At 56.9% G+C, this 15,023-nt stretch carries 15 protein-coding genes; 6 read left to right on the top strand and 9 right to left on the bottom strand.

Annotated elements, in window-relative coordinates; translation table 11 throughout:
• Nucleotides 1-16: 16 nt before the first annotated feature.
• The 7 genes from QMG27_RS03220 to QMG27_RS03190 are packed head-to-tail and all read right to left on the bottom strand — an operon-like array spanning nucleotide 17 to nucleotide 8,782.
• Nucleotides 17-1,015 carry a tripartite tricarboxylate transporter substrate binding protein gene (locus QMG27_RS03220; RefSeq protein ID WP_281813138.1) on the bottom strand — a complete coding sequence of 333 codons (999 nt, stop codon included), beginning with the start codon at nucleotides 1,013-1,015 and terminating at the stop codon, nucleotides 17-19.
• Nucleotides 1,016-1,038: 23 nt separating this feature from the next.
• Nucleotides 1,039-2,268, bottom strand: a complete 1,230-nt coding sequence (locus tag QMG27_RS03215) for a CoA transferase (protein ID WP_281814496.1) — start codon at nucleotides 2,266-2,268, stop codon at nucleotides 1,039-1,041.
• Between the two features lie 2 nt (nucleotides 2,269-2,270).
• Nucleotides 2,271-3,071, bottom strand: coding sequence for an enoyl-CoA hydratase (locus tag QMG27_RS03210; protein ID WP_281813136.1), 801 nt, complete (start codon nucleotides 3,069-3,071; stop codon nucleotides 2,271-2,273).
• A 14-nt stretch (nucleotides 3,072-3,085) separates the two neighbouring features.
• A complete protein-coding gene (locus QMG27_RS03205) occupies nucleotides 3,086-4,222 on the bottom strand; it encodes an acyl-CoA dehydrogenase family protein (RefSeq protein ID WP_281813134.1) in 1,137 nt (378 codons plus the stop codon).
• 29 nt (nucleotides 4,223-4,251) lie between these two features.
• A complete protein-coding gene (locus QMG27_RS03200; protein WP_281813132.1) occupies nucleotides 4,252-5,439 on the bottom strand; it encodes an acyl-CoA dehydrogenase family protein in 1,188 nt (395 codons plus the stop codon).
• Between the two features lie 13 nt (nucleotides 5,440-5,452).
• A complete protein-coding gene (locus tag QMG27_RS03195) occupies nucleotides 5,453-6,640 on the bottom strand; it encodes an acetyl-CoA C-acyltransferase (protein WP_281813129.1) in 1,188 nt (395 codons plus the stop codon).
• Nucleotides 6,641-6,664: 24 nt separating this feature from the next.
• The gene (locus QMG27_RS03190; protein ID WP_281813127.1) at nucleotides 6,665-8,782 is read right to left on the bottom strand and encodes a 3-hydroxyacyl-CoA dehydrogenase NAD-binding domain-containing protein; all 2,118 of its coding nucleotides are present in this window, start codon (nucleotides 8,780-8,782) and stop codon (nucleotides 6,665-6,667) included.
• Between the two features lie 102 nt (nucleotides 8,783-8,884).
• Here QMG27_RS03190 and QMG27_RS03185 point away from each other — a divergent pair, with 102 nt between their 5' ends.
• A complete protein-coding gene (locus QMG27_RS03185; protein WP_281813125.1) occupies nucleotides 8,885-9,793 on the top strand; it encodes a LysR family transcriptional regulator in 909 nt (302 codons plus the stop codon).
• Between the two features lies 1 nt (nucleotide 9,794).
• On the opposite strand, the gene QMG27_RS03180 is transcribed toward QMG27_RS03185, so the two are convergent.
• Both QMG27_RS03180 and QMG27_RS03175 read right to left on the bottom strand, forming a co-directional pair.
• On the bottom strand, nucleotides 9,795-10,391 hold the full coding sequence (locus QMG27_RS03180) for an SCO family protein (protein WP_281813122.1): 597 nt from the start codon (nucleotides 10,389-10,391) through the stop codon (nucleotides 9,795-9,797).
• 8 nt (nucleotides 10,392-10,399) lie between these two features.
• The gene (locus QMG27_RS03175) at nucleotides 10,400-11,296 is read right to left on the bottom strand and encodes a biotin synthase (RefSeq protein WP_281813120.1); all 897 of its coding nucleotides are present in this window, start codon (nucleotides 11,294-11,296) and stop codon (nucleotides 10,400-10,402) included.
• 86 nt (nucleotides 11,297-11,382) lie between these two features.
• On the opposite strand from QMG27_RS03175, the gene QMG27_RS03170 reads away from it, so the two are divergent.
• The 5 genes from QMG27_RS03170 (at nucleotide 11,383) to QMG27_RS03150 (ending at nucleotide 15,023) form a co-directional block, all read left to right on the top strand.
• The gene (locus tag QMG27_RS03170) at nucleotides 11,383-12,072 is read left to right on the top strand and encodes a phosphoribosyltransferase family protein (protein ID WP_281813117.1); all 690 of its coding nucleotides are present in this window, start codon (nucleotides 11,383-11,385) and stop codon (nucleotides 12,070-12,072) included.
• 31 nt (nucleotides 12,073-12,103) lie between these two features.
• Complete coding sequence (gene trmL, locus QMG27_RS03165; RefSeq protein WP_281813115.1) at nucleotides 12,104-12,574, top strand: tRNA (uridine(34)/cytosine(34)/5-carboxymethylaminomethyluridine(34)-2'-O)-methyltransferase TrmL; 471 nt, start codon at nucleotides 12,104-12,106, stop codon at nucleotides 12,572-12,574.
• Nucleotides 12,575-12,697: 123 nt separating this feature from the next.
• Nucleotides 12,698-13,474, top strand: a complete 777-nt coding sequence (locus QMG27_RS03160) for a ferredoxin--NADP reductase (protein WP_281813112.1) — start codon at nucleotides 12,698-12,700, stop codon at nucleotides 13,472-13,474.
• A 75-nt stretch (nucleotides 13,475-13,549) separates the two neighbouring features.
• The gene (locus QMG27_RS03155; RefSeq protein ID WP_281813110.1) at nucleotides 13,550-13,984 is read left to right on the top strand and encodes a DUF1841 family protein; all 435 of its coding nucleotides are present in this window, start codon (nucleotides 13,550-13,552) and stop codon (nucleotides 13,982-13,984) included.
• A gap of 46 nt (nucleotides 13,985-14,030) precedes the next feature.
• Nucleotides 14,031-15,023, top strand: coding sequence for a tripartite tricarboxylate transporter substrate binding protein (locus tag QMG27_RS03150; RefSeq protein ID WP_281813108.1), 993 nt, complete (start codon nucleotides 14,031-14,033; stop codon nucleotides 15,021-15,023).

The following is a 15,023-nucleotide window of genomic DNA, read 5'->3' as shown; positions in this document are numbered from 1 at the left end:
TGTCTCCTGTTTGTTTTTAATCGTTTGACACACTTCTATCGCGAATCACTCGCCCCCATTTGGCGTAGTCATTCTGAATACGTTGCCCCATTTGAACGGGCCCCTCAAAGTTGGCGATGCAACCTGCATCGCGCAATCGGTCTTGCACTTCCTTCTCCAACAAAATGGCTTGCACTTCGCTGGCCAATTTATCCACGACTGCTTTGGGCGTGCCTTTCACTACAAGCAGGCCACCCCACGACACAGCGTCATAGCCTTTGATGCCTTGCTCAGAAATCGTCTTCACCTCGGGCACCATGCCCACGCGCTGAGGAGACCCAATCGCAATGGCTCGCAACTTGCCAGATTTGATGTGCGGCAACGCTGCGACCAAGTCTGAATACATCACAGGCACCACACCACCGATCGTGTCAGTGATGGCAGGCACACCACCTTTGTAGGGCACATGCTGCATTTCAAAACCAGCCAACTGTTGCAACAACTCCATGCTGAGGTGCCCAAAGCTGCCCACGCCTGAGCTGGTGTAGTTCATGGGCTTGGGTTGCGCTTTGGCGTATGCAATGAGCTTGGACAAGTCGGTCACGTCTGGCAGCAAAACGGGATTGACCACAATGACGATCGGCAAGTCATAGACCGTGGCAACGGGCATGAAGTCCTTGGTGGTGTCATAGCCTGCTGCCTTGTTGAAATGAGGCGCGAGCATGGTGGGCGTCGCCAACATCATCAAGGTGCTGCCGTCCGGTGCGCTTTTGGCCACTTGGGCAGCTGCAATGGCGCCTGAAGCACCTGCTCGGTTTTCCACCACCACGGTTTGTTTCAGACGTTCAGCCAAACGTTGCCCCACGATACGAGAGGCCGTGTCAGTCGGCCCACCCGCTGGGAATGGCACCACCAGTTTGATGGTTTTATCGGTGGCACCACTCTGCTGTGCCTGCACACCGTTGGCAATGCCACCTAGGAAAGCGCTGATCAAGACCCATCGCAAAATCCAAGGCATCGTGTGTTTAGAAAACATAAGCATCTCCAAAATTTGATTCATCAGGTCTTTGGCAATGTCAGCACACCAGCTGCCTGCAAGGCCTCAAGTTGACTGTCACTCATCACCAACAGGTCTTGCAACACAGCGCGTGTGCCTTCGCCCAAGGTGGGAGGCGCTTTTCGAATCGGTAAGCGTTGCCCGTCTAAGCGATACGGCGGCGCAAACACAGGCGTGTTGCCCACCACCGGATGAGGCATGTCTTGCACCATGCGGCCTCGGCGTGTTCGCTCGCTCGTGAGTGCCTCATGCAAGCCCGCCACTTTGCCGCATGGAATGCCAGCCGCTGTCAGACGCTCGAGTAACACGTCGCGTGGGAATGTCTGAATCAAAGCCTTGAGCATGGGCCCGAGCTCTTTGCGGTTTTTGGCTCGCTCCACATTCGTGGCAAACAGCGGGTTCTCAACAATGTCTGGACGCAAGATCACATGGCGGCAAAACTTATCGAACTGGGCGTTGTTGCCTACCGCAATGATGAGCGGGCCATCAGCGGCTTCGTACATGCCGTAGGGCACGATGGAAGGATGCGCGTTGCCATAACGCTCGGGGTCATGTCCGAGATGCAAAGCATCTAAGCCGTAATAGCCAGACACAGACAAGCCGCAGTCGTACAAAGCCATCTCAATGAGTTGCCCCACACCGCGACGTTCACGGCGCAACAGCGCAGCCAAAATGGCTTGGGCTGAATACATGCCCGTCATCAAATCCACCACGGCCACACCAAACTTCAATGGCGGCATATCGGCAGCGCCATTGAGCGCCATCAACCCAGCCTCGGCTTGTATGACCAAGTCATACCCGGGTCGGCGCGCCTCGGGGCCACTGGTGTCATAGCCAGCCACGGCGCAATAAATCAAATCCGGTTTGATGGCCTTGAGCTGTTCGTAGCCAATACCGAGTTTTTCAGCGCCACCAGTTTTGAAGTTGTGAATCACCACATCGCATTGCGGTAGCAAGTCGTGGATGATTTTGATACCCTCAGGCGACTGAAGATCCACCGTGATGGACCGCTTGTTGCGGTTCATGCTGTTGTAGTACGTCGTTTCAGTCTTGCCAATGCGTATGCCCCAATCCCGCGTGTCGTCACCTCGGCCTGGGTGTTCTACCTTGATCACTTCAGCACCAAAGTCACCGAGGACCATGCCGCACATGGGGCCTGCAAACACACGCGAGAGGTCCAACACGCGAATGCCTGCCAGTGGCAAATCATGTTCTGGCTGTTCAGACGTCATACTCATTCTTTGACCTGATGTAGTTGAGAGAAGTTGGGGGATCGCTTGTTCAAAAAAGCATCAATTCCTTCTCGTGACTCTTCACTGCCCATGGCCTCGACCATAGACTGCGCTTCGAGTTCGAGTTGATCTTCCAGCGAATGTCGCATCGCGTGACGGCACAAGTGTTTGATGCGACTCATCGCATGCTGCGGACCTTGTGAAATATCCGTTGCCAACGCGATGGCCGTTGACAGCGCATCGCCCGACGCCACGAGCCGATTGACAGCGCCCAAGGCATACATCTGCTCGCCACTCAAAGGCGCACCAGTCAAACACAACTCGGTCAACACCTGTCGAGACACGAACTCGGCCAAGAAAGCCGTCGCACCGCCATCGGGCGTGAGGCCGACTTTCACATAGGCCACGGTGAACTTGGCATCTTTGGCGGCCACCAACATGTCGCAGGCCATCGCCAGCGAGAGACCGGCACCGGCTGCCGCGCCTTCCACGGCTGCGATCACAGGCTTGGGGCAATCGCGCACCGCGCGAATCAAATCATGCAAGCCTTCGAGCCGCACGCGGCGCTCAGCCACAGACAGCTCACGTCGCTTGGCCAACTGGCGCAAGTCACCCCCCGAGCAAAAGTGACCCCCTTCACCTGTGAGCACGATGGCCCCCACCGATGGATCAAGTGCCGCCTCATGCAAGGCGTCGGTCACAGCGGTGTAGAACTCAAAGCTCAACGCATTGCGCGCAGCCGTGTTGTTATTGGACAAAACCAATACAGCACCTTCGCGGCGGGTCAGCAATGCGTGTGTCATCTCTACCTCTTGACTCAATGTGTTTGGCTCAATGCGATGAATCGTGCCAAGTGATGGTCTTCGTCACCAAATTCATGGTCGATCATCACCAATCGCTTGGCATAGTGGGACAGGGGTAACTCCCAAGTCATGCCAATGCCACCGTGCAACTGAATACTTTCCTCGGCCACCAAAGTGCCAATGTGACCAATGCTGTACTTCGCCGCCGACAGCGCTTTCTCACGTGCCACGCGATCTTGTCCATCAATGGCAGCGGCTGCATTGATGACGGCAGAACGCGCTTGCTCCACCTCCAGCAACACATCCACCATGCGGTGTTGCAAAGCCTGAAAACTGCCAATGGGTGCACCGAACTGTTTGCGCGTGCGCAGGTATTCCAAGGTGTGGTCTTTGGCCACATCCATCGCACCCACTGCTTCTGCACACAGAGCCAACAAGGCATAGCCACGCACCCGCTCAAGCACCGCATAGCCCTCACCCTCTGCGCCCAACAAGGCATCGGCCGGCACTTGCACATGGTCCAACACCAACTCCGATGCACGCCCACCATCTATGCGGTTGAACGACCGGCCTGTGATGCCCGCTGCCTGGCCCGACACAAGGAACAAGCTGATACCCGCTTCACTGCCCGTCGCTCCTGAGGTACGCGCAGACACCAGCAACACATCGGCTTTCTCACCAAAGCTCACCAAGCCCTTCACGCCGTTGAGCACCCAATGCGTGCCCTCTCGTTGGGCCGTGGTCTTGACATGGTTTAACTCGTGGTGCGCACCAGGTTCATCATGCGCCAAAGCTGCCAAGGCGGAGCCCTCAATCAAGGCTGCCAACTTTTCTTTTTGGGCATCGCTGCCAGCGAGCATCAATGCACGTCCCACCAGCAAAGCGCCCAACAAGGGTTCAGGCACGATGCCCCGGCCCAAGCATTCAAACACCACGCTGATGTCAAAGCCTGCACCTGCAAAGCCACCCACCTCTTCTGGAAACAAAGCGCCGATGGTTCCTAACTCGGCCAACTGCGCATACAACTTGGGGCTGTGTCCTTCTGCGCCATAGGCGATTTGGGTGCGAACGTCTGCGCCATATTGCTCTGACACAAAACGGTTCAGGCTGTCCATCAGCATGCGGCGGTCTTCGGTATGTTCAAAATTCATGGGGTATTCCTTTCACACGCAGCCAGTCATCACAGGCCCAAGATCATTTTGGAAATGATGTTTTTCTGAATCTCGTTCGAGCCACCAAAGATCGACAACTTGCGGTTGTTGAAATAAGACGATGCAGCCCTTGCAGCCGCCTCATCACCCAAAGGCGCTTGATCATCAGATACATCATGCATATAAGGTGCGGCATAAGGCCCCATGGCACGACGCGTGAGTGACAGAATTTCTTGACGAATTTCAGTGCCACGAATTTTGAGCATCGAACTCTCAGCACCAGGCACACCGCCCCCTGCCACCGCAGCGATCACGCGCAAATTGGTGGTTTTCATGTTCTCTAGGTCAATCTCCACCTTGGCCATGCGTGCCGCAAACAAGGGGTCGTGTGACAAAGGCTTGCCATTGCATTGCACGCGGTCTGCCACAACCTTGAGCTTTTCTAAACCAGCCACAGAGAAGCCCACGCCTGCGATGTTGGTGCGCTCGTAGGTGAGCAAATACTTGGCATACGTCCAGCCTTTATTTTCCTCACCCACCAAGTTGGCCACGGGCACTTTGACGTCGGTGAAAAACACCTCGTTCACTTCATGCGCACCATCCAAGGTGATGATGGGTCGTATCTCGATGCCAGGCGACGTCATATCCGCCAACAAAAAGCTGATGCCCGATTGCGACTTGGCCTCGCGGTCTGTGCGCACTAGGCAAAAAATCATGTTGGCGTGTTGGCCCAGCGTGGTCCATGTTTTTTGGCCATTGACGATGTAGTGATCGCCATCACGCACCGCTGAGGTTTTGACCGATGCCAAATCAGAACCCGAGCCTGGCTCTGAGTAGCCCTGACACCACCAGTCCGAACCATCCAAGATGCGTGGCAGCCAATACGCTTTCTGTGCTTCGCTGCCGTACTTCATCAACACAGGCCCCAACATGCTCACGCCAAACGGCACGATGCGCGGCGCATGCGCCAAGGCGCATTCATTTTCAAAAATAAATTTCTCTACAGCGTTCCATCCAGGGCCACCCCACTCTTCGGGCCAATGGTTAGCCAGCCAGCCACGCGCGTTTAGCTTGGCGTGCCAGCCCTCCATCTCAGCCTTGGACAAATGCTCTCCGGCACGCACTTTGGCTGACAACTCAGCCGACAGGTTCTGCGCCAAAAAAGCACGCACCTCATCACGGAAGGCTTCTTCTTGAGGGGTAAAGTTCAAATCCATGTCAGTCCCTTGGTCAGAATATTTCGAACAAACCTGCAGCGCCCATGCCACCTGCGATACACATGGTGACCACGCCCCACTTGGCTTTGCGGCGTTGGCCCTCTAACAAAATGTGGCCAACCAAACGTGCGCCCGTCATGCCAAACGGATGGCCTAAAGAAATCGCACCGCCATTCACATTCAGTCGCTCATCCGGAATGCCCAACGTTTTTTGGCAATAAATCGATTGCGAGGCAAAGGCTTCGTTGAGTTCCCACAAATCAATGTCGTCCACTGTCAGGCCATGACGCGACAACAATTTGGGCACGGCAAACACAGGACCAATGCCCATCTCGTCAGGCTCGCAGCCCGCCAGTGCCATGCCACGAAATGCGCCCAAAGGTTGCAGGCCCAATTGCGAAGCCAGCTTGCCATCCATCATCACGCAGGCGGATGCACCGTCTGACAGCTGCGATGCATTGCCCGCCGTGATGAAGTGCGCTTCACCACGCACAGGCTGCAACTTAGCCAACGACTCGTAGCTCGTGCCAGGGCGGTTGCTGGTGTCGTGATCGACCGTCACTTCTTGGTACGTCACCGCTTTGGTGTCTTTGTCGGTCACGGCCATCGTGGTGGTGACGGAAATGATTTCGTCCTTGTAACGACCCGCTGTTTGTGCCTCTGCTGTTTTGCGTTGGCTCTCCACAGAAAAACGGTCTTGCTCTTCGCGGCTGATGTTGTAGCGCTTGGCCACAATGTCTGCCGTCTCAATCATGGGCAAATACAAATCAGGCTTGTGCTGTGCCATCCATGGGTCAATGCCATCGTCCACCGTGGTGCCGGGGCCGCGTCGCAAACCTGAAATGCTTTCTAAGCCACCAGCCACCATCACAGGCGCACCGTCCACCACAATGCGTCCCGCTGCTGTGGCAATGGCTTGCAAACCCGAAGCACAAAAACGACTCACTGTGGCTCCCGCAATGCTCAGTGGCAAACCCGCACGCAACACACTGGCGCGTGCCACGTTGCGGCCTGTGCGCCCTTCGGGATAACCGCAGCCCAGAATCACATCTTCAATCAACTGGGCATCCACACCCGAGCGTTGCACGGCGGCTTTCACCGCATGCGAAGCCAACTCTGCCCCCGAGATGGCGTTGAACTCACCTCGGTGCGACTTCGTCAGTGGCGTACGAGCCGTGGAAACAATGACCGCTTCACGCATACAAATCCTTCAATGAATGTCTGATCAGCGGTTCAAGCTGTCAAAGTTTTTACCGTCTTTCACCAACTGCACCAACAGTGGCGAAGGCTGCCAAAACAAAGGGTCTTGTTTGGCAAATTCTTGAATGTCGGCCAAGATGTTTTCTAAGCCCACCATGTCGGCGTACTTCATGGGGCCACCGCGATAACGCGGAAATCCATAGCCATGCACAAACGTGACGTCCACATCCAAGGGGCGCAGCGCAATGCCTTGATGCACCACATTCGCCCCTTCGTTGACCATGGCCGCCATGTATTTGCGAACAATCATCTCTGGCGTCAACGCACGCGGCTGGATGTTGGCGCGCACACGCTCGTCATCAATGATTTGCAAGACCTCGGGGTCAGGCACACCTGTGCGTGAGCCTTCGGGGTAGAGGTAATAACCGCGCCCTGTTTTTTGGCCAAACCAGCCGCGCTCGCAAATGCGATCGGCAATTTGCACATAGCGCGCTTTCGGGTCGCGCGTGGCTGCGCGTCGTTTGCGCGTGGCCCAACCAATGTCACCACCTGCCAAGTCTGACACTTGGAAGGGGCCCATGGGGTAGCCAAACGCACGCATGGCTGCATCAATCTCATAGGGCGAGCAGCCGTCTTCCATCATGTGATCAGCCGCAGCGCGGTACACCGCCAAGATGCGGTTGCCAATGAAGCCATCGCACACACCGGCACGCACAGGTACTTTCTTGAGTTGCGTGGCCAAGCTGAATGCGGTGGCCACCACGTCTGCACTCACCTTCTCGGGCACCACAATTTCAAGCAGCTTCATGATGTTGGCTGGCGAGAAAAAGTGCAGACCAATCACATCTTGCGGGCGCGAAATACTGCCCGCGATTTCATTGATGTCCAAATACGAGGTGTTGGTGGCAATCACTGCATTGGGTTTGCACACGCGGTCCAGCTCTGCAAACACAGCCTTCTTGACCGACATTTCTTCAAACACCGCCTCAATCACCAAATCGGTTTTCGCCAATGCGTCGTAGTTCGTGCTGGTGCTGAAACGCGCCATCACTTGAGCTTTGGCTTGTTCAGTCATGCGGCCTTTGGCGATCAAACCGTTGTAGACCTTCTCTACGTTGTGTCGGCCTCTGGCCACGGCTTCGTCGTCGCGCTCAATCATGGTCACAGGCAAACCTGCGTCGAGTACAGACACCGCAATGCCCGCGCCCATGGTGCCGCCACCAATCACGCCCACATGGGTCACGGGGCGAGGGGCAACGCTTTTGACCTCTGGCACCTTCGCCACTTCACGCTCTGCAAAGAAGGCATGAATCAAACCTGCACGTTGCGGGCTATCAATGCATTGCAAAAACAATTGGCGCTCGTGGGCCAGTGCTTCGTCAAACGGCATGTGCAAACCTGCACGTACCGCCTCAATCACCTTGAGTGGCGAGAACAAACCGCGCGATTTCTTTTCGACATCTTTTTGGATGTTGTCGAGCAGTTCCATTTGGTGGTCGTAACCCACTTTGAACGCATCCAAATCACGCGTGCGTCGAACCGGCGCAGCGTCGGCCAACAGGGCGCGCGCAAAGCGCAAGCCTGCTTGCAGCACGTCCGTGCCTTCACCCAGTTGATCGACCAATTTGCACGCAACGGCCTCTTGGGCTTTCATGTGTCGGCCGCTGAGCATCAAGTTCACCGCGGCCTCCACGCCCATCAAACGCGGCGCGCGTTGCGTGCCGCCTGAGCCTGGCAACAAACCCAGTTGCACTTCCGGCAACCCCAACTTGGCATCGGGCATGGCCAAGCGGTAATGCGCGGCCATGGCTACTTCTAAGCCACCGCCCAATGCGGGCCCATGAATGGCCGCCACCACCGGCTTGGTGCAAGCTTCGATGCGGTTGCACACCTCGGGCAAGATGGGATGCATGGGCGGGCGGCCAAACTCACGGATGTCTGCCCCCGCAATGAACGCACGGCCCGCGCCTAACAGCAGCACGCCTTTGACGCTGGCATCGGCCTCAGCCTCGTCAATCGCGGCCACCAAGCCACGGCGCACATCCACGCTGATGGCGTTGACGGGGGGATGGTCAATCGTGACGACCAGCAGGTCACCGTCTTTGGATGTTTTGACGACGGCGGTTTCAGAATGGGGGGTCAAACCGTTGCTCCTCTTTGTTTTGTCTTGGATACGATTGTTTGGCAGATAATATTTCTTGACAATCTCAAACTTTATTGACGCTATGTCAAAGAAAATTTACCAATGACGGTTGATTTCGCCTCCCTCACCCTTTTGGTCGACATCATCGAAGCGGGCAATCTGAGCAAAGCCGCCAGCAAACTCAAGATGACCCGTGCCAATGTGAGCTACCACTTGCGCCAGCTAGAAAAGGCGCTGGGCGCCGAACTGATTCGACGCACCAGCCGCCGCATGGAGCCCACCGAACTCGGCTGGCGGTTATGCGAACACGGACGCGCCATCCGCAACGAAATGGCCAGCGCCCACGAAACCGTCACCAACTTAGGCCAAGGCTTGCAAGGCCGTGTGGGTATCAGCGTGCCCAGTGGCTATGGCCACATCGTGATGACGCCTTGGCTGATTGAGTTCAAACAACGCTACCCCGGCGTGGTGCTGGATGTGGTGTTTGAAAACCGCATTGACAACTTGCGCGACGACGTGGACATTGCCATTCGCGTGTTGCCCCAACCGCCCGAAACCATGGTGGCCAAAGACATGGGCACCGTGCGCTACTTGGCGTGTGCATCCAAAGCCTTTGCCCAACAACATGGCATGCCCACCGAGCTGTCGCAGCTGCGCGCACAACCCATCATCACCGCCAACGTGGTGGGGCGTCAGCTGTCGCTGCGTGCGTACCGAGGGGAAGAGCGCCAAGAGGTGATGCTGACGCCAACCCTCATTTCCGACCATTACCCGTTTTTGAAAGAAGTCATCTTGGGCGGCTTGGGCATTGGCTTGGTGCCCGACTACATGGTGGCCGATGTGATTGCCAGTGGTGATGTGGTGACCACCTTGGATGACCATCGCTTGAGCATCTTTGGGACACACATGTACTTGTTGTACCTGCCCTCGCGCCATCGCACACGCGCGATCAAAACCTGCATTGACTTCTTGGTAGAGAAAGCCAACACACGCGAATCACAGACGCGTTGAATCAGGGTGTGGTTTTGAGCAAGGTTTGAATGTCTTGCGCCAGCACCTTCGCACCCGAGCCATAACGGCTGTACAAGCGCACACGGCCTTGGGTGTCGTACACGTAGCTCCCCGCTGAATGGTCCATCGTGTAGCTGGTAGGCGTTTTGCCGTCTTGCTTTTTGTAGTAAATCTTGAAGCGCTTGGCCACATCGGCCAGCTCATCTGGCGTGGGCACAAAGGCGACGAACGTGGGGTCAAAGTTGACCATGTAGGCCTTGAGCAATTCAGTGGTGTCGCGCGCGGGATCGACCGTGACAAACACGCCTTGCAGTTTGTCGCCATCGGCCCCTAACAAACGTTTGACTTCGGCCAACTCGCTCATCGATGTGGGGCACACATCAGGGCATTGCGTGTAGCCAAAGAACAGCACCACCACCTTGCCCTTGAAATCACTCAGGCTGCGACGTTGGTCGTTGTGATCGGTGAGCGTGAAGTCTTGGGCGTAGTCCGCACCTGTGATGTCAATGCTGCTGAATTTGGGCTTATCAGGACTGCAGGCAGTCAAAGCCAACACAGCCAACAACGAGCACACCCAACGACGCGTGAAAGTAAACATAGAAACACTCATTTTTTAGACAACAAGGTACGCATATCTTGCAAAGACACTGTGCTCTCGCTTTGCACTTTCAGACGGGGCAAAGGTTTGAGGGCGTGGCCGTAAATCACCTCCACCGTCAGCGCAAGGCGCCCATCTTGCTGAGGCTTTGCCAAAGCCAGCAATGCGTTTTTGAGCTGCGCCAGCCATTGCTTACCGCGCAACCCTGCAAAGCGATCGCGGTGCAAATTGCGGCCCAGCAATCGACACTCGGCCAGCAAGCTGTCGGCATCGGCATAGGTGAGTGTGATGCGCTCCATATCCATCACGGGCTCTGCAAAACCGGCTTGCACCAGCATGTCGCCCCAATCGTGCATGTCGGTGAACGCATGGCTGGCAGGCGGCCACCCTTGGGCTTGGTACACCTCGGCCAGTTCACGCAAAGTGTCGGGGCCAAGGCACGAGAACATCAAAAAACCATCCACCGCCAACAGCTGATGCCACTGCTGCAACAAAGCCTGTGGGTTGGCGCTGTTATGCAACGCCATATTGGCCCACAGCATGGCGGCGCTGCTTTCGGCTGGGGCCGCAAAACTAGGCCCTTGCTTCAGCAAGCGTTGCAGCCAGTTGCCGCGCAGCGCAGCACGCGCTTGGGCTTGGCGCTGGGGCGTAGGCTCCACCACGGCCACTTGCGCCTCGGGGTAGCGTTGGCGCAGCAGCATGTGGGCCTTGAGGCCGCCACTCACAGGTGCCCAGTCGACCCACGACTTGGGCTGCAAGCGAATCCACTGCAAGCGGTCTTCCATGCGACGCGCAATTTCTTCGTGCAACCAAGGCGAACTGTCGTGCGGCCACGCGGCCCAACGCGCACAGGCCACAGGGTCGATAGAGGGAGGGCGTGCAGCGCTAGACGGTTCTGAAGACATGACGCCTATTATCCGGGCACCTCACCCGCACAAAGATTGCGCCGCGCTTCAACCTACAGGGGCGCAATGTCTTTCCAATGCAAGGCATGTTTCGCCTGTCATTGAACGTCCCCAGCCTTTGCCACATCTGCCGCCGCTGGCCCAGCATGAGCTTGTGCGAGCCCTGCATCACCGCCTTTGCCCAGCCCGTGCCGCGCTGCCCCACCTGCGCCCTGCACGTGCAGCGCCTGCCCTGCGGCAACTGCCAACACACGCCCTCACCCCTGCACCAGTGCTTGGCTGCGGTGAGCTATGACTTTCCGTGGTCGCAGTGCATTGCGCGTTTTAAATTTCAGGCCGCCCCCGGCTTGGCCAAAGCCTTGGCCGAACTCATGCGCCACGCGCCGTGGGTCGAGCCTGCCTTAGAAGCTGCTCACTGCGTCATTCCCATCCCGCTCACCCCAATGCGCTTGCGCGAACGCGGGTTTAACCAAGCGCTGGAACTGGCTCGCCACTTGGCCCCCAGCAAAGCCTTGGTCAACGCGCTTCAACGCCAAGGGCTGGGCGCACATCAAGTCGGCGCATCACGCCAAGACCGTTTAGCGCAAGCCGCGCATGCCTTTTGGGTTCACCCTGAACACACAGCACGGCTGCGCGGGCAGCATGTGGTTTTGGTCGACGATGTGATGACCACAGGCGCAACGCTGTACGCGGCAGCGCGGGCCTTGAAAGCAGCCGGGGTGGCAAGAGTGACGGGGCTGGTGCTGGCTAGAACCGAAGCTCGCACGGAAGAATGAGCACGGCAACGATGAAGGACAATCCAGCCCCATGTTCCACATCGTCCTCGTCCACCCCGAAATCCCGCCCAACACGGGCAATGTCATTCGCTTGGCAGCCAACACAGGCTGCTCCTTGCATTTGGTCGAGCCCCTGGGCTTTTCGATGGAAGACAAGCACATGCGCCGCGCGGGCTTGGACTACCACGAATACGCGCCCGTGCTGCGCCATGCCGACTGGGCCACGTTTTTGAACGACGCCAAGCCCGACCCCGCACGCATGTTTGCCATGACCACCAAAGGCTCCAGCACCGCGCACGACATGGCGTTTCAGCCCGGCGACTGGTTTGTGTTTGGGTCTGAGACTAGCGGCTTGCCCGTGGACATTCGCGAAAGCTTCCCCCTTAGCCAGCGCCTGCGCCTGCCCATGCGTGCCGACCAGCGCAGCCTGAACTTGTCTAACTCAGTGGCCGTCATCACCTACGAGGCGTGGCGACAAAACGGGTTTGTGGGCAAGGCCTGATAGCTGCGTCAAACCCATTGATTCAGGTCAAGCCTTATAGCGTTCTACGCACGAACATATAGCCCTAGGTTTTAAGTCCTCGCCTACACTAGAGGGCTTGATTTATAGCGATTGATTACAGTCATGAGTGCATTCCTCGACGAAGAAGTTTTATCTGTCCACCACTGGACCGACCGCCTGTTCAGCTTCACCACCACACGCGATACCTCACTGCGTTTCTCCAATGGCCACTTCACCATGATTGGCTTGCGCGGTGAAAACGGTAAACCCTTGTTGCGCGCTTACAGCATCGTGAGCGCCAACTACGAAGAACACTTGGAGTTTTTGAGCATCAAGGTGCCCGATGGCCCCCTCACCTCCAAGCTGCAACACATCAAAGTGGGCGACAAAATCGTCATCGGCAAAAAGCCCACGGGCACTTTGTTGATCGACTATTTGTTGCCTGCCAAAAACTTGTATCTCATTGGCACAGGCACGGGCTTGGCCCCGTTCCTCAGCATCGTGCGTGACCCAGAGACGTATGAGCGTTTCGAAAAAGTCATCTTGGTGCACGGCGTGCGCGAAGTGAAAGAACTGGCCTATCACGACTACTTGACCGAAGAGCTGCCCAAGCACGAGTTCTTGGGCGAGATGGTGAGCAGCCAAATGTTGTACTACCCCACCGTCACCCGCGAGCCCTACAAAAACCAAGGCCGCGTGACCGACTTGCTCACGTCCAACAAGCTCACCCAAGATTTGGGCTTGCCCAACATCGACCCCGCCAATGACCGCATCATGATTTGCGGCAGCCCCGGCCTGAACAAAGACATGCGCACTTTGCTCGAAGAACGCGGCTTCAAAGAAGGCTCTACCACCACCCCCGGCGACTTTGTGGTGGAACGTGCTTTTGTGGAGCAATAAGCACTTCCCCGCTCAGCTCTAAGGCCTCTTCGGAGGCCTTTTTCTTTGGTCATCACCTGAGCCACAATCACACCCATGTTTGAACCCAGTCAAGCCGATGTACGGCGCTTCTTCTGTTCGGTCTATGCCAAGTGGCGCAACGCCCAGCCCATGGATGCTCTTGAAACACTCGCCAGCCAATGGGTGGCCGAGCACCCCGAATACCACGCCGATTTCTCCGACGTTGATGCAGCGCTAGAACGCATGTACGAAGTGAAAGACGGCAAGACCAACCCCTTCTTGCATTTGTCCATGCACCTGTCGGTGAGCGAGCAATGCTCGATTGACCAGCCACGCGGCATTCGCCAAGCGGTAGAGCTGCTCACCGCCAAACTCGACTCACTGCACGACGCCCACCACCAAACCATGGACGCGCTGGGCCAAATGATTTGGGAAAGCCAACGCAGTGGGCGTCCTCCCGACGGCCACGCGTATATTGATGCCGTACAACGGCGCGCCACCAAAGACTGATGCTCGGCGGCGTTGAAAGATTTCAAAAATAAAACAGGAGACAACCATGCGCCACTTTTTACTTAAATCCCCCCTTCGTCGCGCCTTGTGCGCAGGTTTTGCCACGGCTGCCATGTTTGGCTTGGCAAGTCCAACCGCCCACGCGCAAAGCTACCCCAACAAACCGATCAAGTTTGTGGTGCCATTCAGCGCAGGCAGCGCTACCGACAACTTGGGACGCATCTTGGCGCAAGCCATGAGCGAAGCGATGGGACAACCCATCACGGTAGAAAACAAAGCAGGTGCCAACGGCATCTTGGGCGCAGAGGTGGTCAAGGCATCCCCCGCCGACGGCTACACCTTCTTGGTCACCACTAGCACCACGCAAGCGGCCAATGTGCACCTGTACCGCAAGCTGCCCTACGACCCCGTGAAAGACTTCACCCCCATCGGCAAAGTGGGCGAGACCGGCTTTATCTTGATGGTCAACAACGACTTCCCCGCCAAAGACATGAAAGAGTTTGTCGCCTACGCCAAAGCCAACCCGGGCAAGCTCGCGTTTGGTCATGGCTCGTCAGGCTCACTCGTATCAGCGGCCATGCTCACTGAGTTGGCCGGTTTGCAAACCGTCAACGTGCCCTACAAAAGCATCCCCCCTGCGTTGACCGATTTGCTGGGTGGCCAAATTCAATTCGCTTTTGCCGACACCGGCAACGCTGTGTCGCAAATGAACGGCGGGCGCATGCGTGGCCTAGGCGTGACTACCAAGAAACGCGCTGGCAAAGCCCCTAACGTGCCGCCCATTGGCGACACGGTGAACGGCTACAACGTGAGCGCATGGTTTGGCCTCATGGCCCCAGGGGGCGTGCCCGCCGATGTGCAAAAGAAAGCGACCGCCACGTTGATGGCGGTGCTAGCCAAGCCCGAGGTGCGCGAGAAGATTCAAGGCGTGGGTATTGACCTTGACGTGGAAGACTCCGCGACTCTTGCCAAAACCATTGACGCCGAAATTAAGAAATGGGGCGGTTGGGTCAAGACCGCTGGCATCACACCTGAATAA

Origin of the sequence: Limnohabitans sp. MORI2 (assembly GCF_027925025.1) — a bacterium.
GTDB lineage: Bacteria > Pseudomonadota > Gammaproteobacteria > Burkholderiales > Burkholderiaceae_C > Limnohabitans.
The sequence above is the reverse complement of the archived record's forward strand: the minus strand, read 5'-3'. Positions and strand labels throughout refer to the sequence as shown.